Genomic DNA, 23,910 nt, shown 5'->3' with positions numbered 1-23,910 from the left:
CCTTCCAGGTGCCCGAGACGCCCTTCACGTCGGCCTGGCCGCCGAGCCGCCCCTCGGTGCCGACCTCGCGGGCGTCCTCGGTGTCGCCGGACGTGCCTCATGCACCGGCACAGGGCAATACACGGCAGTACACCTCAGGGGAGGACCACCGTCATGGGCGTCACGCTCGCCAAGGGAGGCAACGTCTCCCTCTCCAAGGCCGCACCCAACCTCACCCGGGTGCTGGTCGGGCTCGGCTGGGACGCGCGCTCCACCACCGGAGCACCCTTCGACCTCGACGCCAGCGCGCTGCTCTGCCAGAACGGCCGGGTGCTGGGCGACGAGTGGTTCATTTTCTACAACAACCTCACCAGCCCCGACGGCTCCGTCGAGCACACCGGCGACAACCTGACGGGCGAGGGAGACGGTGACGACGAGTCCCTGATCGTGGACCTCTCCAAGGTGCCCGCCCACTGCGACAAGATCCTCTTCCCGGTCTCGATCCACGAGGCCGACAACCGCGGCCAGACCTTCGGTCAGGTGAGCAACGCGTTCATCCGCGTGGTCAACCAGGCCGACGGCCAGGAACTGGCGCGCTACGACCTCAGTGAGGACGCCTCCACCGAGACCGCGATGATCTTCGGCGAGTTGTACCGGTACGGCGGCGAGTGGAAGTTCCGTGCGGTGGGGCAGGGGTACGCGTCGGGGCTCCGGGGCATCGCTCTAGACTTCGGGGTCAATGTTTCCTAAAGCACTGCTCCGGGTCGGTTCAAAACCCGGCGCGCACGGCGCGGGGGAGTCCCGTACCCGTACTTAAATCACGATGGGGTAGCCAGTGGTTCTGAAAACCTTCGGCTGGTCGTTCGCCGTCACGGCGCTCGGCCTTGCATTCGCCGCCTGGCAGTGGGGGTGGGAGGCGTTCGGGGTCGTACTGATCCTGTCGATCCTCGAGATCTCGCTGTCCTTCGACAATGCGGTCGTCAACGCCGGAATCCTCAAGAAGATGAACGCCTTCTGGCAGAAGATCTTCCTGACGATCGGCATCCTGATCGCGGTCTTCGGCATGCGGCTGGTCTTCCCCGTCGTCATCGTCGCCATCAGCGCCAAGGTCGGTCCGATCGAAGCGGTCGAGCTGGCCATGAAGGACGCCGAGCGGTACGAGGACCTCGTCACCGACGCGCACGCCGCGATCGCCGCGTTCGGTGGCATGTTCCTGCTGATGATCTTCCTCGACTTCATCTTCGAGGACCGTGACATCAAGTGGCTCGGCTGGCTGGAGCGCCCGCTCGCCAAGCTCGGCAAGGTCGACATGCTGTCGGTCTGCATCGCGCTGATCGCGCTTCTGCTCAGCGCCATCACCTTCGCCACCCAGGCGCACACCAGCACCGGCCATGCCGACAAGTCCGCCACGGTGCTCCTCTCCGGCGTCGCCGGCCTGATCACGTATCTGGTGGTCGGCGGCCTCTCGGGCTACTTCGAGAACAAGCTGGAGGAAGAGGAGGAGCGCGAGCACGAGGAGGAGGAGAAGGCCAAGAAGGAGGGCAAGCCGGTCTCCGCGGTCGGCCTGGCCGGCAAGGCCGCCTTTTTCCTCTTCCTGTACCTGGAGGTGCTGGACGCGTCGTTCTCCTTCGACGGCGTCATCGGTGCCTTCGCCATCACCAACCACATCTTCTGGATGGCGCTCGGCCTCGGCATCGGCGCCATGTACGTCCGGTCGCTCACCGTCTACCTGGTCCGCCAGGGCACCCTGGACGACTACGTCTACCTGGAGCACGGCGCGCACTACGCGATCGGCGCCCTCGCCGTGATCCTGCTCATCACCATCCAGCACGAGATCAGTGAGCTCATCACCGGCACCGTCGGTGTGTTCCTGATCGCTGCCTCCTTCCTCTCCTCCGTCCGCCGCAACAAGCGGCTGGCGGCCGAAGGGGGAGCGGGACCGGACGACAAGAAGGCCAAGGTCCCGTCCGGAGTGTGACGACCGCGGCAACGAGGAACGCTCTGAGCGGGGCGGCCGGGTGCTCCCGGCCGCCCCGCGGCGTATGCAGGGGTAGTGACGACGAGTGGAGACGAGGGGCGGGGCATGGCCTTCTGGGACAACCTGTGGCGGAACAACGCGGCGCAGTTCGACTCCGGCAGCGCCGCGACGAACTCCATCGACCTGACCAAGCGGCGCCCGTCGGTCTCGCTCACCAAGCAGGGCGCCGCCACCGGAAACCTGCGCGTCAACCTCTCCTGGCGGATGCGCACCTCCGACATCGAGGGCCGCTCCAAGCAGAGCGGCCGGCTGCTGCGGCACCCGTCCAAGCTGTTCAAGCCCGAGGTGGTCCAGGCACACACCCAGGGCGTGGCCAATGTGGACCTCGACATCGGCTGCCTGTGGGAGATGGCCGACGGCAGCAAGGGCGTCGTCCAGCCGCTGGGCAGCTTCTTCGGCGACCTCAACTCAGCGCCGTACGTGAAGCTCAGCGGCGACGACCGGTTCGGCGCGCCGTCCGGCGAGACCATCTTCGTGAACCTGGACCATCGCGACGCGATCAAGCGGCTGTTGTTCTTCGTCTACATCTACGACCAGACGCCGGCTTTCGACCGTACGCACGCGAAGATGACGCTCTACCCGAGCAACGGCCCGCGCATCGAGATAGAGCTCGACGAGCGGGCCCCGCAGGCCCGCTCCTGCGCGGTGTTCCTGCTGGAGAACGTCAAGGGCGAGTTGACGGTACGGCGGGAGGTGCGGTTCGTGTACGGCTTCCAGGCCGAGCTGGACCGGCTGTACGGGTGGGGCCTGCAGTGGGGTCGCGGCTTCAAGGCAGGCAAGGCCTGAAGCCGCTCCTCTCAGGTCCCGCTCCTCTCACGTCCGTACGAACTGCGGCCCCATCGGCGGCAGCCGGAAACCCGGGTCCGGCGCTGGGGCCGCGGCGGCGGCCGGCTGCGGATATCCGTACGCGGGCTGCGGCGAGGGCGCCGAGCCGGGCTGCGGATACCCGTAAGCCGGGGCCGGGGCCGACGTCGGCTGCGGCGAAGGGGCCGAGGACGGCTGCGGGTAGCCGTACGCGGGAGGCGAGGCGGGAGCCGGGGGCATGCTCGGCGCCGGAGGCGCATCGGGTACGGGTGCGTGCGCGGGTACGGGTACCTGCACCTGGGTGGGTGCCGCCGCGGATGCCGCCGCCGGTTCCGGTGTCGCCGCCCGGGGCTCCGGCTGCTCGCTCGACGCCGCCGGCTCCGCGCCCGCCGGCTCCTCCTCGTCGACCGAGATGCCGAACGCCGTCGCCAGGCCGATCAGACCCGTCGGATAACCCTGCCCCACCGCACGGAACTTCCAGCCATCCCCGCGCCGGTACAGCTCACCGCAGATGATCGCGGTCTCCTCGCCCGTCTCCGGCTTCACCTCGAAGACGGCCAGTGGCTCCCCGGCCGCGCCCGCGCCCGCGTCGTACAGCAGGATCCGCAGGTCCCGTACGCGGTCGAAGGTGTCCCCGTCCGACGACGCCGCCAGCACCACCTGGTCCACCGACGCGTCCAGCCCCGACAGATCGGCCTCCACCGTGTCGGTCAGGCCTTCCGCCACACGCTTCTTCGGCAACCGCCTGACCAGGCCGGAGGGATGGCGCGGCTGGTTGTAGAAGACGAAGTCCTCGTCCGAACGCACCCGACCGTCGGTGCCGAGCAGCAGGGCGGAGGCGTCCACATCGGGGACCCCGGGACCGGGGGTCCAGCACAGTACGGCCCGTACGGCCGCGGCGTCGAGCGGGACGTTCGAGCCCTTCAGCATGGCGTGCGTCATGCCCGCCATCCTGCCTGGCGTCCCACGGGCCGGACAACGCGGGGGGCGGGGGAGTGCGGACGCACAGAGGGGCGATAAGTAGACGAGTTACCTGAAGTTCATGCCGACGGGGAACCCACGACACCCGTCTCTACGTACTATTACCGGCCACATGTCATCACGGCCCTCAGGGCAGTTCGGGGAGTTATATGCGTCATTTCGGGCACATCCCGCCCGCTGCCCGGGCCGGACTCTTCCACCGGCAGCCGTGCGAGTTCACCGCGGACTCCCCGGCGAAGATGCTGGCGGCGGCCCTCGGGGCCACCCTCTACAGCCCCGCCACGCGTCCGCACCTCGCCGACGACGTACTGAAACAGGTGGGGCGCGGGGTCGTATCGATGGTGCTGTGCCTGGAAGATTCCATTGATGACGGTGAGGTCGAAGCGGCTGAGGAGAACCTCGTCCGGCAGCTCACCGATCTCCAGGCGCGTGGCGCGGAAACACCCCTCCTCTTCGTCCGGGTCCGCGAGCCCGCCCAGATTCCGGACCTCGCGCGGCGGCTCGGCGAGGCCGGCCGGTTGTTGTCCGGATTCGTACTACCGAAGTTCACGGAGGAGCGTGGCGCGGCGTTCCTGGAGGCGCTCACGGATGCCGAGCTCGCCTGCGGGCGGCGGCTGTTCGCCATGCCCGTCCTCGAATCGCCCGAGCTGCTCCACCTGGAGACCCGCGCCGAGACGCTCACCGGCATCGGCCGGATCGTCGACAAGTACCGCGACCGGGTGCTGGCACTGCGGCTCGGTGTGACCGACTTCTGCTCCGCCTACGGGCTGCGCCGCTCGCCCGACATGACCGCGTACGACGTGCAGATCGTGGCGGGCGTGATCGGCGACGTGGTGAACGTGCTGGGCCGCTCCGACGGCACCGGCTTCACCATCACCGGGCCGGTGTGGGAGTACTTCCGGCTCGGCGAGCGCATGTTCAAGCCACAGCTGCGCCGCAGCCCCTTCATGGAGCAGCGCGCCGACGAGCTGCGCACGGCGCTGATCGAGCACGACCTGGACGGGCTGCTGCGCGAGATCGAGCTGGACCGCGCCAACGGCCTGCTCGGCAAGACCTGCATCCACCCGTCGCACGTGATGCCGGTGCACGCGCTGTCCGTCGTCAGCCACGAGGAGTTCAGCGACGCCCAGGACATCCTGCGGCCGGAGCGGGGCGGCGGCGGAGTGCTGCGCTCCGCGTACACGAACAAGATGAACGAGGTGAAGCCGCACCGCGCCTGGGCCGAGCGGACCCTCCAGCGCGCCGAGGTGTTCGGCGTCGCGAAGGAGGACGTCGGCTTCGTGGAGCTGCTCACCGCCGGACTGGGCCTGTGAGGGCCGTGAGGGGGAACGACGACGTGGTGTGGACGGGCACGTGGGTGGCCGAGCGGCTGGGCGTCGAGCTGGACGGGGACCCCGCGCTGCGCGAGCTGCTGGGCCTGGCTCTGCGCCGCAACCCCAAGCGGGCACACCTGCTCGTCTCGAACGTGCTCGGCAAGCACGTACCGCAGAGCCCGACCGTGGTGTGGCGTTCCGGTTACGACCTCGGTGTCCGCGTCCGCGAACTGCTCGGCCCCGACGAGGCCCGGCGCGCGGTAGTCCTCGGTTACGCGGAGACCGCGACCGGCCTCGGCCACTCGGTCGCGGACGGGCTGGGCGTCGCACCGTACCTGCACTCCACGCGCCGCCCGGTGCCGGGCGTCCCGCGCGCGGGCGGCTTCGAGGAGTCCCACTCGCACGCCACCTCGCACCTCCTGCTGCCCGAGGACCCGGAGCTGCTGGCGGGCGGCGGGCCGCTGGTGCTCGTCGACGACGAGTTCTCCACCGGGAACACCGTGCTCAACACGATGCGGGCCCTCCACGAGAGCCACCCGCGCGACCGCTACGTGATCGTGGCGCTGGTCGACATGCGCTCGCCCGCCGACCGCGCCCGGCTGTCCGCCTTCGCCACCGAGATCGGCGCCCGGGTGGACCTGGTGGCCCTCGCCTCGGGCACCGTGCGCCTGCCGGAGGGCGTACTGGAACGGGGTCAGGCGCTCGTCGCGGCGTACCCGCCCGCATCGGCGGCGCCCGGCACCGCGAGCACCGGCGCGGTGGGCACCGGCGCGGTGCGCCGCGTGGACCTCGGCTGGCCCACCGGGGTACCCGACGGCGGCCGCCACGGCTTCACCCCCGGACACCGCGCCCGCCTCGACGCGGCGCTCCCCGCCATGGCGGAACGTCTCGCAAGGGCGCTGGACCTGCCGGCGGCGGGGGCCCACGCAGCGGTTGGCGCCGATGCCGATGCCGATGCCGATGCCAATGCCGGTGCCGTTACCGAGGCGCGGCCGCGTCGCGTGCTCGTCCTCGGCTCCGAGGAGCTCATGTACGCGCCCCTCGCGCTCGCCGTCGCCCTCGAGCGGCGCGGCGGGACCGCCGAGGTGCGGTACTCGACCACCACCCGCTCGCCCGTGCTCGCCGTCGACGACCCCGGCTACGCGATACGCACCCGGCTCGTCTTCCCCGCCCACGACGACCCTGCCGACGGGCCCGGCGACCGGTACGCCTACAACGTCGCGGGCGCCGGCTTCGACGCCGTCGTCGCCGTGGTCGACTCCGCCGCCGACACGCCCGCCCTGCACGCCCCGGACGGGCTGCTGGCCCAACTCGCCGCCCACATACCGCGCGTCGTGCTCGCCGTCGTCCCGTCGTACGTCCCGTCGCCCGTTCCCCCGCCCGTTCCTTCGCACGTACCGTCGTACGACACCGCACCCGAATCCGAAACGGTCCCCATGCTGCCCGAGCCCCTGCGCGGCCCCGCCTTCTCCTCTTACGCCCCGGACGAGGTCGGCTGGCTCCTCCAGGACCTCTCCGACGTCGAGCTGGAGGCGCCCACCGAGGAGCGCGAGGAGGCGATCCAGAGCGGCGGCGCGCACTACGCCGAGTCGCTGCCCGTCGAGTACCAGCCGACACCGCAGTACCAGGAGCTGTACCGGGCCGCGCTCACCACCTCCGCGGCGCGCATCGCCCGCGCCGTCGGCACCGTCACCGAGACCGTCCTCGCGGAGCGGTCGCCGCGGCCGGTGCTGGTCTCGCTCGCGCGCGCCGGCACGCCCGTCGGCGTCCTCATGCGCCGCTGGGCGCACTACCGCCACGGCCTGGACCTGCCCCACTACGCCGTCTCCATCGTGCGCGGCCGCGGCATCGACGCCAACGCGCTGCGCTGGCTCGCCGCCCACCACAACCCCGCCGACGTCGTCTTCGTCGACGGCTGGACCGGCAAGGGCGCCATCACCCGCGAACTGGCCGAGGCCCTCAGCGACTTCCCGGGCTTCGAACCGGAGATCGCGGTCCTCGCCGACCCCGGCTCCTGCGTGCGCACCTACGGCACCCGTGAGGACTTCCTCATCCCCTCCGCCTGCCTCAACTCCACCGTGTCGGGGCTGATATCGCGCACCGTGCTCCGCGCCGACCTCGTCGGCCCGGCCGACTACCACGGCGCCAAGTACTACCGCGACCTCGCCGCGGCGGACGTCTCCCACGACTTCCTCGACACCGTCGCCGCCCGCTTCGAGGAGGTGACCGACGCCGTCGACGCCGACGTCAAGGAGCTCCTCGCCACCGACCGGACCCCGACCTGGGCCGGTTGGGCGGCCGTCGAGCGGATCAGCGAAAAGTACGGCATCCACGACGTCAACCTCGTCAAGCCCGGCGTCGGCGAGACCACGCGCGTCCTGCTGCGCCGCGTCCCCTGGAAGATCCTCGCCCAGCGCGGCGCGGGCGCCGACCTCGACCACGTACGCCTCCTCGCCCACCAGCGCGGCGTGCCGGTCGAGGAGGTCGACGGCCTGCCGTACACCTGCGTCGGCCTCATCCACCCCCAGTACACGCGGGGCGCCACCGGCGCCGACGGCAAGGCGGTCTCGGGCCGATGACCGTGACGATGGTCGCCAGCGACCTCGACCGCACCCTCATCTACTCGCCCGCCGCCCTCGGCCTGACCATGCCCGACGCCGAGACGCCGCGCCTGCTCTGCGTCGAGGTCTACCAGCACAAGCCGCTGTCGTACATGACCGAGGCCGCCGCCACGCTCCTCGCCGACCTGCCCCGGCACGCCGTCTTCGTACCGACCACCACGCGCACGCGCGAGCAGTACCACCGGATCAAACTCCCCGGCCCGGCGCCCGCGTACGCGATCTGCGCCAACGGCGGGCACCTCCTCGTCGACGGCGTCACCGACGCGGGCTGGCAGCGCACGGTCGCCGGCCGCCTCGCCGACGAGTGCGCCACGCTGGAGGAGGTCCGCGCGCATCTGCTGGCCGCGGCCGACCCCGCCTGGCTGCTCAAGGAGCGGGTCGCCGAGGACCTCTTCGCCTACCTCGTCGTCGAACGCGCCCTGCTGCCGGCGGGCTGGGTGAAGGAGCTCGCCGAGTGGGCGGAGGCGCGCGGCTGGACGGTCTCCCTCCAGGGCCGGAAGGTGTACGCCGTGCCGAAGCCGCTCACCAAGAGCGCGGCCATGCGGGAAGTGGCCCGCCGCACCGGCGCGTCCCGCGTCCTGGCCGCGGGGGACTCCCTCCTCGACGCGGACCTGCTGCTCGCCGCCGACCGGGCCTGGCGGCCGGGCCACGGGGAGCTCGCCGACACGGGCTGGAGCGCGGACCACGTCGACGTGCTGGAGGAGAAGGGCGTCGTCGCGGGCGAGGAGATCCTGCGCCGCTTCATCCGCTCCGCCGCGCTCCCCTACCCGGCCTGAGCAGCCGTACGGTCACGAAGACGACGGCCGCGCCCGCCGCCGCCACCAGCACGGCGGTGGAGTAGAGGGAGACGTAGCGGGTGACGTCGGCCCAGTTGTCGCCGAGGGCGTAACCGGCGAGCACGAAGGCGGTGTTCCAGATCGCGCTGCCGGCCGTCGTCAGCGCGAGGAAGAGGGGGAGGGGCATCCGCTCGACCCCGGCGGGCACGGAGATGAGCGAACGGAAGACCGGAATCATCCGCCCGAAGAACACCGCCTTGGCGCCGTGCCGGGCGAACCAGGCCTCCGTCCGCTCGATGTCGGCGGCCTTCACCAGCGGCAGCCGGGCGGCGAGGGAGACCGTACGGTCCCGGCCGAGCGCCGCCCCGGCCCCGTACAGCGCGAGCGCGCCGATCACCGAGCCGGCGAGCGTCCACAGCAGCGCGGCGGCCAGGCTCATCCGGCCGGTGGCGGAGGCGAAGCCGGCCATCGGGAGGATCACCTCGCTCGGGATCGGCGGGAAGAGGTTCTCCAGGGCGATGGCCAGTCCGGCGCCGGGTGCGCCCAGCGTGTCCATGAGGCTGTTGATCCAGCGTTCCATGGAGCCACGCTAGGGACCGGCGCCTGAAGGCATCCTGAAGCCGTACCCGGCCGCCCGGGAGCCGTCCGCTAGCCGCAGCACCCGCCGCCGCAGCACCCTCCGCCACCGCCGGCGGCCTGTGCGGGCGCGGACGAGGCGCCCTTCGAGGCGACGCCGCCGACGGCGACGGTCGACAGCAGCTTGACGGTGTCGTCGTGCCCGGCGGGGCAGGCGGCGGGAGCGGAGGACTCGGCCATGGGCCGGTTCAGCTCGAAGGTGTCGCCGCAGCTGCGGCAGCGGTATTCGTAACGAGGCATGGACCCAGGTTAACGAGGCGCACGCCCGCGCGGAGCCCGTCCGGCTCAGGCCCCGCGCCTGCCCGCGCCCGCGGCCCCGCCACCCCCGGCGCGCTCCTCCCTGATCAGCTCCACCACGCGCGCCACGGCCGCCCGCACGGCCTCGGTCTCCTTCAGGAAGTGCCAGTAGTCGGGGTGGCGGCCCGCCTCCAGCCCGGCGACGGCCCGCTCCAGCCGGGCGACCGAGTCGTCCAGGGGGCGCGCGTGGCGGGGGTCCGGGGTGCTGCGGCCGGCCATGGCGAGGCGCTGGGCGTCGCGGATCGCGAAGCGCGTGCGCTCGATCTCCTGCTGAGGGTCCGCCGCCACGGCATCGAGCCGCCGCAGCCGCTCGCCGGCGGCCGATACGGCTTCGTCGGTGCTGTTCAGCAGCGCCCGTACCGTACCGAGGAGCGCGGTGGCGTCCGCCCAGCGCTGCTCGGCGTGAGCCTTGGCCGCCTCTTCCAGCCTCTCCTCCGCCTGCCGGACGTTGTGCGCCGCCTGCTCGGGGACCGGCTGGAGGTCCTGCCAGCAGGCGACGGTGAACCGGCGGCGCAACTCGCTGAGGACCGGCTCCACGGCGGCGGTGCGGGTCGCGAGCGCCTGTGCGCGGGTGCGGAGGGAGACGAGCCGCTTGGCCATTTCGGCGGCACGCTCCGGAAGCCGCTCGGCCTCCCCGCGTACTGCTTCGGCGTCGCGTACGACCCGGTCGGCACGCTGCAGCGTCTCGGCGACGCCGTGCCGGCCCGCGCCCTCGTTGAGCTTGGTCAGCTCCGGCGCGAGGGAGGCGAGGCGCGCCGCGAGATCGTCCGCCCGCATACCGGAGGCGCGCACCGTGTCGAGCGCGGTGCTCGCGGACAGGAGCGCCGCCCGCGCGCGCTCCACCGCCGGCGCCAGCCGCGACAGCTGCGTCTCCGCCTGGTCCAGCAACGGGGCCAGCCCCCGCTCGAACCGGTCCAGCTCGCTCTTGACCCGTACGAGCTCGTCCTTGGCGCGGTTCAGTTCGCCCCGCGCCCGGGCGGCGGTGGAGCCGTCGAGATCGTCCCGGTCCAGGTCGTACGCGTCCACCGCCGTGATGTACGCGTGGCTCACCTCGTCGATGCGCCGCCCGAGCGCCGCGAAGTCGTCCACGGCCCGCCGTGCGGCCGGCGATCCGTCGACCGCCGTGATCGTCTCCACCGAGATCCGCAGGTCCCGCTGCGCGCTGTCCAGCTCGTAGAACGCCGCGGCCGCCGCGTCCTTGGCCGCCTGGGCCTCGGCCCGCCCGCTGTCGCCACGCCCGCCGAACCAGCGCCGGGTGCCGCCGCCCGCGAAGGCGGCCGGCGCGGCGGCGATCAGGAGCGGCACCGGCAGCAGCACCAGCGCGAGGACGTCCGCCGCGTACCGCCGCGCGTGTGTCGCCGTCACATCCCGCTCCCGTGCCGTGTCCGCCCCTGCCCGGTCATTCTCCCACCAGGTAAGGACGAACACACGGCCCGTTCAGTTCGCGGAGTCCGCCGTCCGCACGGTGATGTCCCCGTTGTCGCTCCGCGCCTTGACTATGTGCGCGCTGCTCCCGTCGCGGGGCACGTCGACCTTCACCTCGCCGTTCTCACTGTGTGTCTCGACGGCGTACGCGGTCTTCCCGCGCGGCAGCTCGACGGTGATCTCGCCGTTGTCGCTGGTGGTCTCCACCCGCTGAGGCACCGCCCCGAACGTGAGCCGCACCGACCCATTGTCGGCCCGCGCGATGACGCTCTTGGACGCGGCCCGATCCACGACTATCTCGCCGTTGTCGCTCTGCAGCTCCAGCGGCCCGGTGGCGTCCTTCACCTTGATCAGGCCATTGTCGGCCTGGACCTTCAGCGCCGTGCGGAACCCGTCGGCGCTCACGCTGCCGTTGTCGCCCTGCACGGTGACGGCGACCCCGCGCGGCACCTTCACCTCGTGCCGCGACTGGCAGTCGCTGATCATCGCGCGGCACTCCAGGCGCAGCGTGAGCTTCCCGCCCTCCAGCCGCCAGCCCGCCTTGGGCCCCTCACCCGCGACGACCCACCCGTCGACCTGCCGACTGACCTCCACGTCCTCCACATCGGCCGGCACCAGCACCAGCTCGGAGTCCTCCGAGTCGATGGTCAGCGCCTCCCCCTCGAACGCGAACACCTTCCTCTCGACCGGCGCCCCCGCCACATCGGCCTCACCGCACCCGGTGACCCCCACCGCGACGAGCGCGGCGCCGCCGACGGCGATGAGCGTACGGATACGGCGGCGCGTACGGCGTCCGGCCACGATGAACCCCCAGGTAGAGCTGCTGTGTCCCCTTAACGCTACGTAACCGCACATCCGGCCGCGATCCGGGGATCCACCCTTCCCGGGGTGGGGACAACCCCCGTATCCCGCTGTCGCCGACCAGCTCATGCCATGCCCCATGCCATGCCTCAGGCCATGGGTTTGCAGGACACACCAGGGAGCCATGTACGCTGTTGCCTCACTCCACGGGTGCGTAGCTCAGGGGTAGAGCGCTGCTCTTACAAAGCAGATGTCGGCGGTTCGAAACCGTCCGCGCCCACCAGTACGAAGACCCCCAGCCGAGCACGGCTGGGGGTCTTTGACATCCGCACCTGACATCAACGGCCGTGGCCACTGGCGGCCGGGACGCCTCCTGAGCAGCCGATCCATGTGGCTGACCGCCTCGCGCTGCGTGTCCCGACGACGTGCGTGTACACGTTCATAGCTCAGTACGTGGCACCTCTGACCGCGCCCGGAGTGCACGCGGTAAGAGTTTCGCTACTTCATCAAGGCGGCGCGCTCCGCTCGCCGCGTGCGGCCCGGCTCCAGCGCCGGGCCCCGACGCTCCTGTCTCCGCCCCGCTCCGTGCCCCGGCTCCGCCGGCCGCGCGGCTAGAGCGAGCACACGCGATGTTGGACGGTAGCCGGCGGTGGCTAGGGCCGGTCGGCTCCACGGCGCTAAGGCAGCCGCCATGGGACGAGCCTCGGAGATCATGGCCCCAACGTCGTGCTCTAACGGCAGGTCCACGGACTGCCCGACTTGCTGGATGCTTATGGGGCCATGCTCTCTCGCCCCATGGCAGCTCCCGCCCAAAGCCGCTCCACTGACCTGCTGCTGAATGTTGTGCGGGCGGCTGCTTGCGTTACCAGCCTCTGCTCAGGGGTGCCGTTCAGACGTCTGCCGAGGTTCCGACCACATGCAACGCTGAAATGAACGGCCGCGGATGGGCGACAGCCTGAAGGCCAGGCGTGCTTTAGCGTGCTCGGGGAACCCTTCGCCGCCAGTTCTAGTCCGTTTCCCTTCGGTAGCAGCCTGGAGATTTGCTAGGGGAGTGAAACTTGGGCAGGTCATCACGAAAAAAGAAGATCTGCCGTTGGTCTGCGCCGCGGATTTCATCTGCGGCCGCCTTTGAAACGACCAAGCAGAATTTCTTGGTCAAAGGGGCCTGATTCTCTGACCGGGTCAACTGAAGCGATCCTTCGTACTGGCCGGGTTGGAAGGTCCAATTGTCGGCCCAGAACACCAATGTGGGCTGCTGAGGCTTGTCCTGGCTAACGATGAACGGGGCGGGATCGCTGGTCCAGTGATAGTTGACCTGGTCTGAAGCGAAGTCGTACACGTACGTCCCCGTTTCATGCCAGTAGAAAATGGGCTTCCTTGAAGACGCAATCGATCCTAGGGGGCGCAGCTGTAGACGCGCATCGCGGATCACCTCGACATCCTGCGTCTTGAACCTAGTGGAGACTGTCGGCTGAATTTGGAAAGTCGTTCCGTTGTCTACGGGCCCAATGCGCGATAGGTGAGGAATTGCTACATCGATTTGGGGCTTCTGTTGGAGTTCGGCGAAGTTGTAGGTCGAGAAGGCGAGCGCAACAACAGCGGCTAGCGTGGCAGCCCACTTGTGTACGCTTTCGAATCGCACTCTTCGAGGCCCTGCGTCCCTCTCATTCGTGCCGTTCACATTTCCATTCTATGTTGAGACCGTAGTGTCGGTATCCTGTATTGCTCCATTTGGCCCAGCATCATTGAAAATCCGGGGCGCCAGCGAACCGATCATCTCAGGTGGTGTTCGCTCAAGCGTCCAGGAATCCAGACCAGCCATCTTGTGGAGGAGCGAAGTGGCCTCCGGAGCCGTGGCGGTCATGCTTTCGTCCGCGTTGGTGCGCCCCGGTATACGGCCGAAGGGAGCCGAATCCGATGTCGGATCGTCAGCAGATGTCGGCGGTTCGAAACCGTCCGCGCCCACCAGTACGAAAACCCCCAGCCGGTCATGGTTTGGGGTCTTTGACGTCCCCGGGACAACGCCAAGGGCTGCATCAGGTGCCATCGCCGGCGCGCAGCTCAGCTTGGCGTCGGCGCGTGTAGCCCTTCAGGTCTTGCCTGATGGCCATGACCTCTTCGGCCGGGATGAGGATGGGCGCGCAGCACCGGGCGTCGCACGACCGGGGGAAGCTGGCGTCGTTAAGGGAGCTACCGCTGAGCTCTCCACCCCACCGTCATCGTCGATCTCCGTGCAGAGAACCGGGTGGAAGGAACAATCCTCATAGATGCCCCCCACACAGATACCCGCTGGGATTCCCGCGGTTGTCCGCGAGCCGGCCCACGCTGTCTTTGCCCCGGTTCGGCCATAGAGTGGCTCGCCCCAGAGTCGATGGTGCCTTCGCGGACGGATCTCAGCTGCTGCCGTTCCAGGCGGGGCGGATCGGGGCGGAGCAGGGATGTTCGTGGCGATGTCGCCGGTCGACGCGATGCTGGCCGGGATCCAGCGGCGGCATGGAACGCCGTGGACCCTTGCCGCGGTCCTCTCCATAGAGGGGGCGCCTCTGTCGGTGCCAGAGGTCGCGGAGTTGGTGTCGCGGCGGTGGAGGAACGCCGGGCGGTTGTGGTGGAGCGCCGCGGAGGATGGGACGTATCGCTGGCGTGTGGCCGGGCGCGGGGACGAGCCGCCGCCGGTGTACGCGCTGACCGTTCCGCCAGGTGGGCCGGTGCGGGGGGCCGTCGCCTCGCTGCTGGAGCGGGCTCTGCCCGAGCGGCCCGGTGGACTGTTGTGGGAGGTGCGCGTGCTGCCCTGGCAGGAAGGGCGGCAGGCGCTCGTGTTCCTCGTGCATCACGCCCTGCTGGACGGCGCGTCGGTGGGAACGGTGATGCGCCTGCTGTGTGACGACGCCGGTGGACTCACCGGCGCCCAGGTCGCCGCCGCCGGGGAAACCGCGCCCGCGCCGCGGTTCGTACGGCGCCTTGTGGAGGAGGCCGAGTGCCTGCGCGGGGTGATCGTCCCCGCGTCCGTCTCGCGGCGCCCCGCGGGGGCGGGCCGGTCGTCCGGGGCAGGCCGGTCGGTGGCCTGGTCCACGGTGGGCCACGACGTGGTGGGGTGGGCGCGGCAGGCCGCGGGCGAGGAGGCGGTGACCGTGAACGACGTCGTGCTGGCCGCCTTCGCCGGAGCCCTGCGCGCCGTGCCGGACTTCTGGCGCGGGTCGCGCCCGCCGGCGAGGGTGTACGCGGCGGTGCCGGTCGACTTGCGCCCGCACTTCGGTCTGGAGCACCGGCTGGGCAACGTGGTGTCGTCCGTTCGGCTGCGGCTTCCCCTGCACGTGGACGATCCCGTCGGCCGTCTGCGCGCGGTGCACCGGGCCATGGCCGTGAACAAGGCCCGCGGGCGCGCGAGGGGAGGGATGTCCTTGGCGGCGGCGCTCTCGCGCCTGGGGCCGCGGGCGCTGGACACCGCGGGCGAGTGGCTGATGGCGAACCCCCGGATGGCCACCGTCTCCTGCTCCAACTTCCGGCTCAGCGACGCCCCGCTGCGGTTGGCCGGCCGGCGGGTCGGCACGCTGCACGTGGTGCCCTGCCTCCCGCCCCGGATGAGCACCCTCGCCGCCTTCACCTCGTACGCCGGCGCCCACACCTTCTCCGTGACGGCCGAGGGGGAGAGCGGTACCCACGTCGCCCGACTCGCCGAAAGCTTCACGCGTGAGGTGGGCCGACTGGCTTCGCGGCAGCCGGGCCGGTCGGCCTGACCCAGCCCCGTCGCCAGGCTGCTCGGGCGCCGTTGGAAACCGGGTCGACGGAGGTCACCTCGGTGTCCGATCATGCGTTCATGCCCCTGAGAGACACCCTTGCCCGGGTCGAGGCCGACCTGGCCGCCGGCCGTGTTCCCGTCGCGCGCCGGCGCTTGCGCAGCCTCGTGTCGTCCTTCCCGAGCGACCTGACGCTGCGCCGGCGCCTGGCCGAGGTGTACCGGCTGTACGGCGAGCCCGCGGAAGCGGGGCGCTGGATGTACCTCGAAGAGGACCGGGACGAAGCCGAGACCGCGGCCTTCGAGGAGCGGTACCGCACGGGTCCGCGGCGTATGCGCGCGCTTGCCTGGCATGGTCCTGAGGCCCTTGCCTCTTCGCCGTTCGCGAGGGAGCAGTTGGCGGCGGTACGAGAGGCCTGCTCCCAGGCCGTGGGGTGGAAGGTCGACTGGGACTCGGTGCCGTTCGACGAGGACGTGGCCGACGGGAAGGCGGCCGGCGGGGAAGCGGACAGCGGCGGATTTTCCCTCTCCGGCTTCCTGGCCGGGGCCGGCTGCCTGGTAGGGGTCCTCGCGTTTCTCGCGGTCTGGGTCAACGGGCTCGTCGCCCTCTTCGACTGAGCCACCTGTGAGGGGCACCGCGGCGACCGGCTGCCACCGTGCGCCCGGGAGCAAATACGTCGGGCCGTGAGGAGATTCCCGTGCACCGCAGCAGCATGAGCCGCGAGGAGGCCGTGCGGCTCGTTCAGCGGCTCATGGACGCCGACTTCGACAGTGAGGCCGACGGCAGCGAGATCCTCACCGCGCTCGAGCGCGGACTCGCCTGTCCCCACATTGGCAATTACGTCTTCTGGGATCACGACCCCGCCCTCACGGCCGAGAAGGTCGTCGACCGCGCCCTGGCCTACGAGCCGTTCGCACTCTGACGACCCTCCGCTCGCCGCGAGGGGTCAGCCGGTGATCCAGAACAGCAGCGTGTCCATGGTGTGGCCGTACTTCAGGGCGCTCTGCCACTCCTCGTGCTCGTTCTCGAATATCTCGATGAGGTGCTTGGCGTCGTACCTGAAGGCGTCGTCCATGCGGTCCAGTACGGCGCTGTACGCGTCGGCGACCGCCTTGGCCTTGGCCAGGGGGAGGTGGCCGAAGGCCGGGTAGCCGTCCACGGGGCCCGGGATGTGGAACGGGAGCCCGTCGGGCAGGTCCGCGAAGAGGATGCGGTGCGGCAGCAGGTCGGCGGGGACTCCGAGCCCGGCGAGCTCGTCGTCCATGAGGCCGAAGAACGTGGACGGCTTGGAGTACACGCCCACGTCGATGGGGTCGGAGCCGGTGCACTCGATGACGGACAGCAGCGCGGTGTAGTAGGCGTTGCCCACGTACGGGCCCTCCGCGTCGGCCCGTCCGGAGACCAAGTGCTCCAGGGCCTCGGGGATGGTGAGGCCCAAGTCGATGTCCTGGTAGTCCAGGCGGCGCTGGGTGGCCTGCGCGTGCTGCCGCATCTCGTCGAGGAAGTGCTTCTGCTGGTCGGTCAGCTCGCCGCCCCGCAGATAGGCGTACGTCCTGCTCAGAGTGAGGGTCTTGCGCGTGATCACGTGGCTCATGCGGCCATGGTGGCAGGCACCACTGACAACGCCGCCGACGCGGTCAGGAGTTGGGGCGCTTGCCGTGGTTGGCCTTGCGGTTCTTGCGGGCGCGGCGCTTGTTTCCTCGCTTGGACATGATGCCTGTCTCCCTGGGTCGGGGCGGGTCGTCCTGTCAGTCCCGTCAGTCCTTTTCGAGAGTCTAGGTCCGGTCTGTCCGTCTCGCATGGGCGGAGCCCCGGCCGCCGTCAGACCGTGGCCGCCCGCACCGCCGTGAGGAACATCAGCACGAGGGACGGCGCCAGCCACCACAGGCCCAGCACGCGGCGCCGCGAGGGCAGCAGGGTGAGGAGGACGGCCCAGGAGCCGAGGAACAGGACGACCAGGCAGACGGCGTCGATTCCGGCGTAGGCGCCGTCGTCCCAGACGCCCTGGGGCTCGGTGCGGTAGACCGCGAAGCACAACCCCGCCATCAGGACGTGCAGGATCACGAGCGGGACGCCGAGCACCCAGCGCGGGGCCCGCTGGTCCTGTTCCGGGTCATAGGGGAGGTGCGGCAGGTCGGGCTTCACTCGGCGCCGGTTCTCGTACGGGGGGATGCGGTCCCGGTGGCCCCGCCATGATCGTCGCATCGGGCCACCTTAAAGCTCCTGGCGTGTGCTGCCCTCTACGGCCCCTCGTGCTGCGGCTCTCGTACAGGATCGAGGATGTGGTTAACGGTTCCAGTATTTCAAGGCCGAGTACTTTCCCATTCACCCAGGCTGTACTCCACTCCGTTTGCTAGCCAGGCCTGGCCGTGATTGGTTGGGAGTAACGCGCTCTATTGGCGGAGTCAGGGGGATGTTCGAAGGTGCGACTATGGCTGACGCCATCCTGAGAATCGACGGTCTCCTTTGTGGAAAACGCGGGGACCGGATCTGGCGAAGTGAGAATTCCGGCGAGACGGACGTGACGTCCGGCCCTTTTCGGTGACCGTTTCCCCCTGAGAAATTCCCGCGCAAATACGTGCGAGAGTGGCAGTGCTTGCCCATGAATCCTGACGTCCATGGAACCTCTCGGTCTCCCGTTGCCCTGGTGGGCCTCTCGCAACTCATGGCGAGAAGCGCAGGTGCAGCCGGTCTGAAGGTGGGCCTCCTGGACGGGCCGGTGATGGTTGGGCATCCAGGCCTTTCCGCCGCAAAGATCGAATGGTTGTGCCGCCGGGATGTGGCGGAAGTCGGGGCGGGTGACGTCGCCGCCGTGCATGCCACGTCCACCGCGGGCGTCCTGGTGGGTGGGCGCCGGTCGGGTGCCTTGGGCATCTGCCCGGCAGTCACGCTTGTCACCCGTTCCGTCTTCCGTTCTCCGGCAGCGCGTTCTACAGGTACCGCCACATGGACAGACCTGGCCGACGCGCTGGTGGAGCTCGCTGACGCGGGTGCACGCATCGTCAATATGAGCCTGTCTCTGGCAGCGGGAGTTTTCAAGGAACATCGCGCTGTACAGGACGCGCTCGATTATGCGGCCGCTCATGGTGTGGTCGTGGTGGCCGCTGCCGGCAACGAGGGCGCAATCGACAGCACGGTCGTCACCCGTCACCGGTCGGTTCTCCCGGTCGTGGCTTACAACCTTCAAGGCCGGCCTGAGCGGATTTCCAATCTCGGGCGGTCGATCGGTCAGCGGGGCGTCGGCGTGGTGGCGGACGGATTGATGAGCCTGGGCGCACACGGAACGCTCCGGCCGTTCGGCGGTACCAGCGCGGCGGCTGCCGTCGTCACTGGTGCTGTGGCTCTCATCTTGTCCGAGCTTCCGAAGACCAGGCCCGGCGAACTGATCTCCGCGATGAAAGGAGGGCCGTCGCGCCGCACATCGGTCGTTCCTCCTCTGATGAACGCCTGGCGTGCGTTTGAGTCGTTGCTTGCAGCACGAAGCTGACAAGAACCGGTCACCGCTTGATCAAGAAAGGAGGCGGTGCGCTCATGGACGAGCCCACGGTATCCGCTGCGGAGTTGCCCCCCGTTGCGCCCGACCCATCGGTCGAACGTGCGGCGGGCAGTGGGGCGGTTCCCTCTGCCGAAGTATCCGCCCCTGGCGTGAATCTCGCCTCGTCGACCGCCGCCGGATCTCCGCAGCCACACGACAAGGCGCCTTGCGGGTGCGGTGGTTGTGGTCGGGCCGCGTCCTCCACGGCCGGCGGCACGGGTCGTCTTTCCGAGACATACCCGCCGTTCGTCTACGCGGTGGGCCGGCTCGAGCCCCGCATTCCCAGCCTCGGGATAGAGAAAGAGTTCGCCCAGGCGACCGGTCGGGCCGAGACAGCCAACCTGACGGACAGGCAGGCCCTGCACGCCGTTCTTTCGGATCCGCAGAGCCGCTATCTCGCCAAGCACTTGTGCTACGTGCTGGTGATTCAGGGGATCGACACCTACGTCCTGCGTCCACGCGATCCCGCTGACTACGCGCTGCTCGTGGATGCGATCGGTCCGTCACCGCAGGCGAGTGATCTCCACGTGGTGGTCGGCCTACGAGGACCCCTCTCCCCGCCCGACTTCTGCAACGGGCTCATGCTTCCCATGGTGGCGTTCGATCAGATATACGCCTTCGACGCGGAGTCGCTGGTCGCGGGCCTGCCGAAACCGGACGACCTCGACGAGGAGTCGTTCCGGTCGGCCTCCAGGGAGCTCTTCGACCGGGTGATGCAGATGGCCGACAACGCCGGCTCGTCCGACGAGCACCGTGCCCTCAACTATTGCGCGGTGCGATACGCGCAGATTTACGCGAATACCGCTCATGCCTTCGCATCAGGGCTTGCTCTCACCGCCATTGAGACGCGGCCGTCGCGGCTCAGCGGCAGCAGGAGCATTCAAGACGTGGTGTTCTCCTATACCAACCGGACGACCGACGTGACGGAGAAGTACTTCGTTCGCGTCGACGTGACGGAAGAGTTTCCCTTCCTCGTGACGAAGCTGTCTCCGTACTACGACCGGTGACGGCAGGTAGGAGGTCGGCCGACATGCCAGTCCCGACCGCTACGGCGGAGGTCTCTCTGTACCGTACGAGTGGCGCGTACCGGTCAGCCCCCGGCTGGGCGCGTTCCCGCACGAACATCGCGCTGGCCGGAGACTGCTACAGCGATTGCACAGCGACCTGCCCCGACGAAATGACCAGCTTCGAATGCAAGCAGTTCTGCAAGCAGGAATGCACGGGGCCTCCGCCTCCGCCGCCCTGTTACGGAGAGTTGTGCATGACGGACTTCGGGCAGCGCCGCTGCTGCCCCTACGGGAGCACCTGCTGCTTCGGCTACGAGTACCCGTCGGCGCGCTCGGTCATCGGCTGCTGTCCGCCCGGGATGGAGTGCTGCGGGGAAGGCAAGTGCTGCGAGCCCGGTCACACATGCTGCACGAGGGGATTCGGTCCGAACAAGTGCTGTCCACCCGGCCAGGAATGCTGCGACGGTGTGTGTTACACACCAGGTCCAGGGGTCGGGTGCACAGAGGACGGAACCATTTGTACTCAGGAGCGCGTCTGCGGCGAACGATGCTGTCCATCAGGGGAGGAATGCATAGGCGGCAAGTGCTGCAAGCCAGGTGTTCCCTGCGGTGGCACACGATGCTGCGAGGGAGACGGGTGTACGTCGGCGGGTTGCTGTCCAAAGGAGCGGTACACCACGACGCTGGGCTGCTGCCCCCAGGGGCACGTCGCGTGCAGGGTACGCACGGAGGGCCCGCCGGGAGGTGAGCCGGGAGGTGAACCCGGGGGTGAGCCGACCGTCGTGTACGTGGAGAAGTGTTGCCCGCCGGGCTGGACGTGCGCCTCCGATGAATGCTGCCCACCGGGGGTGTGCTGTGAGAACAACGTCCCTTGCCCTGAGGGGAAGCACTGCACCATGGGCATCTGCTGCCTACCCGGGCAGAAGGCCGAATTGAACGCGCACACCGGTAAATTCGGCTGCGTTTGAGGTCGTGTGACTCGATCGATCGCTGCGGCGTGATCGACGGACAGCGAATGGCTCCGGATCGTCATCCGGAGCCATTCTCATGGACGTTGCGTTGCGTCACGGGTTCGTAACCGTGTAGAAGACCTCATAGTGCGACCCGTCGCCAGTCAGGGTGACCGCATGCTCCCCGGTTCCTGCCTGGGTTACATGCGGGAAGAAGCTGCCGATGAAGTCGTCGCCGGAACCGCTGTCGTATTCCCACAGGCTGACCTTCGCCTTGGCGCCGCCGAAGGTAGTCGATATGCCGAGGGACTTCGATTCTTCCTCGTCAATCTGCTCGACACCGAAAACCCGGCCGCCGTCGACGTTGATGTAGAGATCGTCAGCGCCCGTGCCGTCAGTGGTTTCGTAGCAGTCCACTCTGTTCAGTATGAGAGTCGCCATTTCTGCTGCCGTTCTGTGAGTGTCATTTCCATTTACATGATGACGCAGGGGTGGCAACAACGACAACTTCTAGAGGGTCGAGTGAATGGTCAATGATTGACCATTCACTAAGCATAACGCGGTGCCCGTAAAGAGATATCATTGCCTGAGAGCCGACCACCGAGGAGGCGAAATTGGTAGACCGTGAAACAAGTCGCGCCGGTGCGGGGCAGAAACCACTGCGCGTACGGCTGCCCGGATTCATCGACGAGGAGGTCGGTCTGGGCGACGTGGTCAAACGAGTTACCCACCTGGCGATACGACGGCCCTGCGGTGGCTGCGAACAGCGAGCTGCCGCACTGAATCGCTGGATGGTTCTCGAGGGCAGGAAAAAGACACGCTGAGGGGTGAGACGCGATGCCGGCACCCGCCGCAACGGCGGTGTTCTCGCTGTACCGGTCGAGTCAGCCGTACCGAAGCGTGGGCGGCGGAGCCGGCGACCTTTTGGATATTGCGCGGTCAACTGCCTCGTGTATGGACGCCTGCATACGGGAGTGCGTAGCGGCGAGCCTCGAAGGGGGGCTTTCGGCGGCGTTGGCGAAGCTCGAGTGTCGGGCCACGTGCCGTGTGGAGTGCGGCGTACTGCCGATCCATGAGTTCTGTCCGTCAGGAGAACGGCTGTGCTTCCATGTCGGCCGGCGCGCCCTGTGCTGTCCGGAGACTCATGAGTGCTGCCGCGTGCTCAATCGGAATACCCTGCGCTACGACCTGCAATGCTGCCCTCCGGGACAGCAGTGTTGCTTCCCCTTCGGGTGCTACACGCCGTCGGCGCCAGGCCGGCCGGACGTCGCGTGCACCTCCACCGGGCCTTGCCCGGTGGACCGGCTGTGTCAAGGAAGCTGTTGCGCAAGCGAGCAGGTCTGCACCCCGGAGGGATGTTGTAAGTCGAGCAGCATGTGCCATGGACACTGCTGCGCAGGCGATGAGATGTGCACACCACACGGGTGCTGTCCGCCCGACCGGGCGCTTTCCACGGGATGCTGTCCGGCCGGTCAGGTGGCGTGCAAAGTGCGCACTTACCCGGAGCCGGGTCCGGATGGGGAACCAGAGCCGCAGATCGTTGAACAGTGCTGCCCTCCGGGATTCACGTGTGCCTCCGAAGAGTGCTGCCCTCCAGGCGAGTGTTGTGAGAACAACGCCCCGTGCCCTCTTGGGAAGCGCTGTGACAAGGGAAGGTGCTGTCTGCCGAACGAGAGAGCCGAGTTGGACGTCTATTCCGGCAAGTACCGCTGCGTCCAATAACTCGTGAGTGGCTGTTTTCGGGACGTGAACCCGTCCAGGACAGCCCCCGTAGCCGCCGTCGCGCACGCGACGCGGGGTCCGCGTGCGCGACGGAGCGTGCCGCGGCGGGACCGGGTACGCGCCCTGCCGGGGCGGAGGCGCGGGTTCCACGCTGCTCGCAGGGGGAGTGGACCCGAGAGCAGGAGGCGAGAGTGATGGCTCGTACGCAGTCCCCGTGCGGTGCGCGGACCAAGAGCGGCGGCACGTGCCGGCGGCTGGCCATGGTCGGGGCCGGGCGGTGCAACCTGCACCGCGCGGACTGGGCCACGTATCCGGTCGAACGCTTCAGGGAACGGCGGGAACGGCAGCAGGAGCGGGAGCGCCGCAACGAGCGCCTCGCGAAGTGAGGGGCGGGGCACGCGCGGGCAGGCGGGGGCAGACTGGAGGCATGTGCCGCAGCATCAAGACCCTCCGCCCGCCCGCGCTGTCCCATGAGGCGACCGGCGAGGATATCCGCGCCGCCGCCCTCCAGTACGTACGCAAGGTCTCCGGCTTCCACGTCCCCGCCGCGCACAACCGCGAGGTGTTCGAGCGGGCCGTGGAGCAGGTCGCCGAGGCGACCCGCGCGCTGCTGGACGACCTCGAGGTGCGCGGGGGGAAGAGCCCTAGGAAGCAGGAGCAGGGCGCCGCATGACATAGGCCGCGAGGCTGCCGGCCAGGGCGAGTGCCACGGCCGAGACCGCCACGGCCGTCCAGGTCGCGCCGAGCCACTGGCCGCCGAGGTAGCCGAGGCCCACGCTGTACGTGGCCCAGGCCACTCCGGCCAGCGCCGACCACGGCAGGAACTCGCCGGGTTCCCGGCGTGCCGCGCCCGCGCCCAGGGAGACCACGGAGCGGCCCGCCGGGGCGAAGCGCGCGATCACGACGAGGAGGCCGCCGCCGCGGGCCAGGGCCGTGCCGAGACGTTCCTGCGCGGTGGTCAGGCGGCGTGAGCGGGCGATGGCCCGGTCGAGGCGGGCGCCGCCGCGCCGGGCCAGGGCGTACGCCGCGAGGTCGCCGGTCAGGGAGGCGGCGGCCGCGCAGAGGATCAGGGTGAGCAGGGAACCGGTGCCGGTGGCGGCGGCGGTCGCGGCCGTGACGACGAGGATGCCGCTCGGCAGGACCGGCAGGAACACGTCCAGGAGGACGGACACGGTGACGGCCGCGTACACCCATGGGCCGGCGGTCAGCGACCCCACGCTTTCGAGCACCTTCACTCCCCGGTCCGGCGCCGCAGGGCGGCTTCACAGGCCCAGAGCGTACGCCCGGCGGG

22 protein-coding genes, 1 tRNA gene and 1 pseudogene are annotated in these 23,910 nt (G+C 69.5%); 14 read left to right on the top strand and 10 right to left on the bottom strand.

From position 1 onward, the window contains the following. Positions 1 to 153: 153 nt before the first annotated feature. The 3 genes from ABZX67_RS05120 to ABZX67_RS05110 all read left to right on the top strand — a co-directional run bounded on the left by ABZX67_RS05120 (position 154) and on the right by ABZX67_RS05110 (position 2,803). On the top strand, positions 154 to 729 hold the full coding sequence (locus ABZX67_RS05120; RefSeq protein ID WP_355354699.1) for a TerD family protein: 576 nt from the start codon (positions 154 to 156) through the stop codon (positions 727 to 729). An 85-nt stretch (positions 730 to 814) separates the two neighbouring features. Further along, on the top strand, positions 815 to 1,957 hold the full coding sequence (locus tag ABZX67_RS05115; protein ID WP_355354696.1) for a DUF475 domain-containing protein: 1,143 nt from the start codon (positions 815 to 817) through the stop codon (positions 1,955 to 1,957). 105 nt (positions 1,958 to 2,062) lie between these two features. Continuing rightward, complete coding sequence (locus tag ABZX67_RS05110; protein WP_355354738.1) at positions 2,063 to 2,803, top strand: Tellurium resistance; 741 nt, start codon at positions 2,063 to 2,065, stop codon at positions 2,801 to 2,803. 27 nt (positions 2,804 to 2,830) lie between these two features. Here the strand turns inward: ABZX67_RS05110 and ABZX67_RS05105 are convergent, their stop codons facing one another. After that, entirely contained in the window at positions 2,831 to 3,772 is a 942-nt protein-coding gene (locus ABZX67_RS05105; protein ID WP_355354693.1) for a TerD family protein, read from the bottom strand. A 179-nt stretch (positions 3,773 to 3,951) separates the two neighbouring features. Here ABZX67_RS05105 and ABZX67_RS05100 point away from each other — a divergent pair, with 179 nt between their 5' ends. The 3 genes from ABZX67_RS05100 to ABZX67_RS05090 are packed head-to-tail and all read left to right on the top strand — an operon-like array spanning position 3,952 to position 8,512. Further along, on the top strand, positions 3,952 to 5,115 hold the full coding sequence (locus tag ABZX67_RS05100) for an HpcH/HpaI aldolase/citrate lyase family protein (protein ID WP_355354690.1): 1,164 nt from the start codon (positions 3,952 to 3,954) through the stop codon (positions 5,113 to 5,115). Positions 5,116 to 5,141: 26 nt separating this feature from the next. Continuing rightward, entirely contained in the window at positions 5,142 to 7,694 is a 2,553-nt protein-coding gene (locus tag ABZX67_RS05095) for a phosphoribosyltransferase (RefSeq protein ID WP_355354735.1), read from the top strand. Beyond that, positions 7,691 to 8,512 (top strand): HAD family hydrolase, encoded by an 822-nt coding sequence (locus ABZX67_RS05090; protein ID WP_355354687.1) that lies wholly within the window; start codon positions 7,691 to 7,693, stop codon positions 8,510 to 8,512. The genes ABZX67_RS05095 and ABZX67_RS05090 overlap by 4 nt, the downstream gene beginning before the upstream one ends. Here the strand turns inward: ABZX67_RS05090 and ABZX67_RS05085 are convergent. The 4 genes and pseudogenes from ABZX67_RS05085 to ABZX67_RS05070 all read right to left on the bottom strand — a co-directional run. Beyond that, a pseudogene (locus tag ABZX67_RS05085) lies at positions 8,481 to 9,092 on the bottom strand (DedA family protein); the annotation flags it as partial. The gene ABZX67_RS05090 and the pseudogene ABZX67_RS05085 sit on opposite strands and share 32 nt — an antisense overlap. Before the next feature lie 68 nt (positions 9,093 to 9,160). Further along, complete coding sequence (locus tag ABZX67_RS05080; RefSeq protein WP_355354684.1) at positions 9,161 to 9,388, bottom strand: zinc ribbon domain-containing protein; 228 nt, start codon at positions 9,386 to 9,388, stop codon at positions 9,161 to 9,163. A gap of 45 nt (positions 9,389 to 9,433) precedes the next feature. Next, a complete protein-coding gene (locus tag ABZX67_RS05075; protein ID WP_355354682.1) occupies positions 9,434 to 10,810 on the bottom strand; it encodes a hypothetical protein in 1,377 nt (458 codons plus the stop codon). Between the two features lie 72 nt (positions 10,811 to 10,882). Beyond that, positions 10,883 to 11,671: a DUF4097 family beta strand repeat-containing protein gene (locus tag ABZX67_RS05070; protein ID WP_355354679.1), complete on the bottom strand. Its 789-nt coding sequence runs from the start codon at positions 11,669 to 11,671 to the stop codon at positions 10,883 to 10,885. 208 nt (positions 11,672 to 11,879) lie between these two features. On the opposite strand from ABZX67_RS05070, the gene ABZX67_RS05065 reads away from it, so the two are divergent. Continuing rightward, positions 11,880 to 11,954: transfer RNA gene (locus ABZX67_RS05065), tRNA-Val, on the top strand. 723 nt (positions 11,955 to 12,677) lie between these two features. Here the strand turns inward: ABZX67_RS05065 and ABZX67_RS05060 are convergent. After that, on the bottom strand, positions 12,678 to 13,352 hold the full coding sequence (locus ABZX67_RS05060; RefSeq protein WP_355354676.1) for a hypothetical protein: 675 nt from the start codon (positions 13,350 to 13,352) through the stop codon (positions 12,678 to 12,680). 961 nt (positions 13,353 to 14,313) lie between these two features. Here ABZX67_RS05060 and ABZX67_RS05055 point away from each other — a divergent pair. The 3 genes from ABZX67_RS05055 to ABZX67_RS05045 all read left to right on the top strand — a co-directional run bounded on the left by ABZX67_RS05055 (position 14,314) and on the right by ABZX67_RS05045 (position 16,327). Continuing rightward, positions 14,314 to 15,405, top strand: coding sequence for a WS/DGAT domain-containing protein (locus tag ABZX67_RS05055; protein ID WP_355354673.1), 1,092 nt, complete (start codon positions 14,314 to 14,316; stop codon positions 15,403 to 15,405). 80 nt (positions 15,406 to 15,485) lie between these two features. Further along, on the top strand, positions 15,486 to 16,022 hold the full coding sequence (locus tag ABZX67_RS05050; RefSeq protein ID WP_355354732.1) for a DUF6584 family protein: 537 nt from the start codon (positions 15,486 to 15,488) through the stop codon (positions 16,020 to 16,022). Positions 16,023 to 16,102: 80 nt separating this feature from the next. After that, entirely contained in the window at positions 16,103 to 16,327 is a 225-nt protein-coding gene (locus ABZX67_RS05045; RefSeq protein WP_355354670.1) for an e9imm peptide, read from the top strand. Positions 16,328 to 16,351: 24 nt separating this feature from the next. Here the strand turns inward: ABZX67_RS05045 and ABZX67_RS05040 are convergent, their stop codons facing one another. Then, a complete protein-coding gene (locus tag ABZX67_RS05040) occupies positions 16,352 to 16,999 on the bottom strand; it encodes a hypothetical protein (RefSeq protein ID WP_355354667.1) in 648 nt (215 codons plus the stop codon). Between the two features lie 227 nt (positions 17,000 to 17,226). Continuing rightward, a complete protein-coding gene (locus ABZX67_RS05035) occupies positions 17,227 to 17,610 on the bottom strand; it encodes a hypothetical protein (protein ID WP_355354664.1) in 384 nt (127 codons plus the stop codon). Between the two features lie 442 nt (positions 17,611 to 18,052). Here ABZX67_RS05035 and ABZX67_RS05030 point away from each other — a divergent pair, with 442 nt between their 5' ends. Both ABZX67_RS05030 and ABZX67_RS05025 read left to right on the top strand, forming a co-directional pair. After that, complete coding sequence (locus ABZX67_RS05030; RefSeq protein ID WP_355354661.1) at positions 18,053 to 18,892, top strand: S8 family serine peptidase; 840 nt, start codon at positions 18,053 to 18,055, stop codon at positions 18,890 to 18,892. A gap of 44 nt (positions 18,893 to 18,936) precedes the next feature. Next, complete coding sequence (locus ABZX67_RS05025) at positions 18,937 to 19,947, top strand: hypothetical protein (RefSeq protein ID WP_355354658.1); 1,011 nt, start codon at positions 18,937 to 18,939, stop codon at positions 19,945 to 19,947. 1,064 nt (positions 19,948 to 21,011) lie between these two features. Here ABZX67_RS05025 and ABZX67_RS05020 read toward each other — a convergent pair. After that, the gene (locus tag ABZX67_RS05020) at positions 21,012 to 21,314 is read right to left on the bottom strand and encodes a hypothetical protein (RefSeq protein WP_355354655.1); all 303 of its coding nucleotides are present in this window, start codon (positions 21,312 to 21,314) and stop codon (positions 21,012 to 21,014) included. Between the two features lie 1,499 nt (positions 21,315 to 22,813). Here ABZX67_RS05020 and ABZX67_RS05015 point away from each other — a divergent pair. After that, positions 22,814 to 23,005 carry an HGGxSTG domain-containing protein gene (locus ABZX67_RS05015; RefSeq protein WP_355354652.1) on the top strand — a complete coding sequence of 64 codons (192 nt, stop codon included), beginning with the start codon at positions 22,814 to 22,816 and terminating at the stop codon, positions 23,003 to 23,005. A 41-nt stretch (positions 23,006 to 23,046) separates the two neighbouring features. Continuing rightward, positions 23,047 to 23,292, top strand: a complete 246-nt coding sequence (locus tag ABZX67_RS05010; RefSeq protein ID WP_355354649.1) for a DUF2277 domain-containing protein — start codon at positions 23,047 to 23,049, stop codon at positions 23,290 to 23,292. Here the strand turns inward: ABZX67_RS05010 and ABZX67_RS05005 are convergent. After that, entirely contained in the window at positions 23,264 to 23,848 is a 585-nt protein-coding gene (locus ABZX67_RS05005; protein WP_355354646.1) for a VTT domain-containing protein, read from the bottom strand. The two genes, ABZX67_RS05010 and ABZX67_RS05005, sit on opposite strands and share 29 nt — an antisense overlap. Positions 23,849 to 23,910 lie beyond the last annotated feature (62 nt).

Origin of the sequence: Streptomyces sp. NPDC003036, from assembly GCF_040611175.1 — a bacterium.
In the GTDB taxonomy this organism is placed as follows: Bacteria; Actinomycetota; Actinomycetes; order Streptomycetales; family Streptomycetaceae; genus Streptomyces.
This window is presented reverse-complemented; position numbering and strand designations above follow the sequence as displayed.

What these genes read in the sequence shown, in the direction of transcription:
- ABZX67_RS05010 (WP_355354649.1), top strand. Translation starts at nt 23,047, where the DNA reads ATGTGCCGCAGCATCAAGACCCTCCGCCCGCCCGCGCTGTCCCATGAG.
- ABZX67_RS05080 (WP_355354684.1), bottom strand. Translation starts at nt 9,388, where the DNA reads ATGCCTCGTTACGAATACCGCTGCCGCAGCTGCGGCGACACCTTCGAG.
- ABZX67_RS05090 (WP_355354687.1), top strand. Translation starts at nt 7,691, where the DNA reads ATGACCGTGACGATGGTCGCCAGCGACCTCGACCGCACCCTCATCTAC.
- ABZX67_RS05120 (WP_355354699.1), top strand. Translation starts at nt 154, where the DNA reads ATGGGCGTCACGCTCGCCAAGGGAGGCAACGTCTCCCTCTCCAAGGCC.
- ABZX67_RS05025 (WP_355354658.1), top strand. Translation starts at nt 18,937, where the DNA reads ATGGACGAGCCCACGGTATCCGCTGCGGAGTTGCCCCCCGTTGCGCCC.
- ABZX67_RS05105 (WP_355354693.1), bottom strand. Translation starts at nt 3,772, where the DNA reads ATGGCGGGCATGACGCACGCCATGCTGAAGGGCTCGAACGTCCCGCTC.
- ABZX67_RS05100 (WP_355354690.1), top strand. Translation starts at nt 3,952, where the DNA reads ATGCGTCATTTCGGGCACATCCCGCCCGCTGCCCGGGCCGGACTCTTC.
- ABZX67_RS05050 (WP_355354732.1), top strand. Translation starts at nt 15,486, where the DNA reads ATGCCCCTGAGAGACACCCTTGCCCGGGTCGAGGCCGACCTGGCCGCC.
- ABZX67_RS05110 (WP_355354738.1), top strand. Translation starts at nt 2,063, where the DNA reads ATGGCCTTCTGGGACAACCTGTGGCGGAACAACGCGGCGCAGTTCGAC.
- ABZX67_RS05035 (WP_355354664.1), bottom strand. Translation starts at nt 17,610, where the DNA reads ATGCGACGATCATGGCGGGGCCACCGGGACCGCATCCCCCCGTACGAG.
- ABZX67_RS05015 (WP_355354652.1), top strand. Translation starts at nt 22,814, where the DNA reads ATGGCTCGTACGCAGTCCCCGTGCGGTGCGCGGACCAAGAGCGGCGGC.
- ABZX67_RS05040 (WP_355354667.1), bottom strand. Translation starts at nt 16,999, where the DNA reads ATGAGCCACGTGATCACGCGCAAGACCCTCACTCTGAGCAGGACGTAC.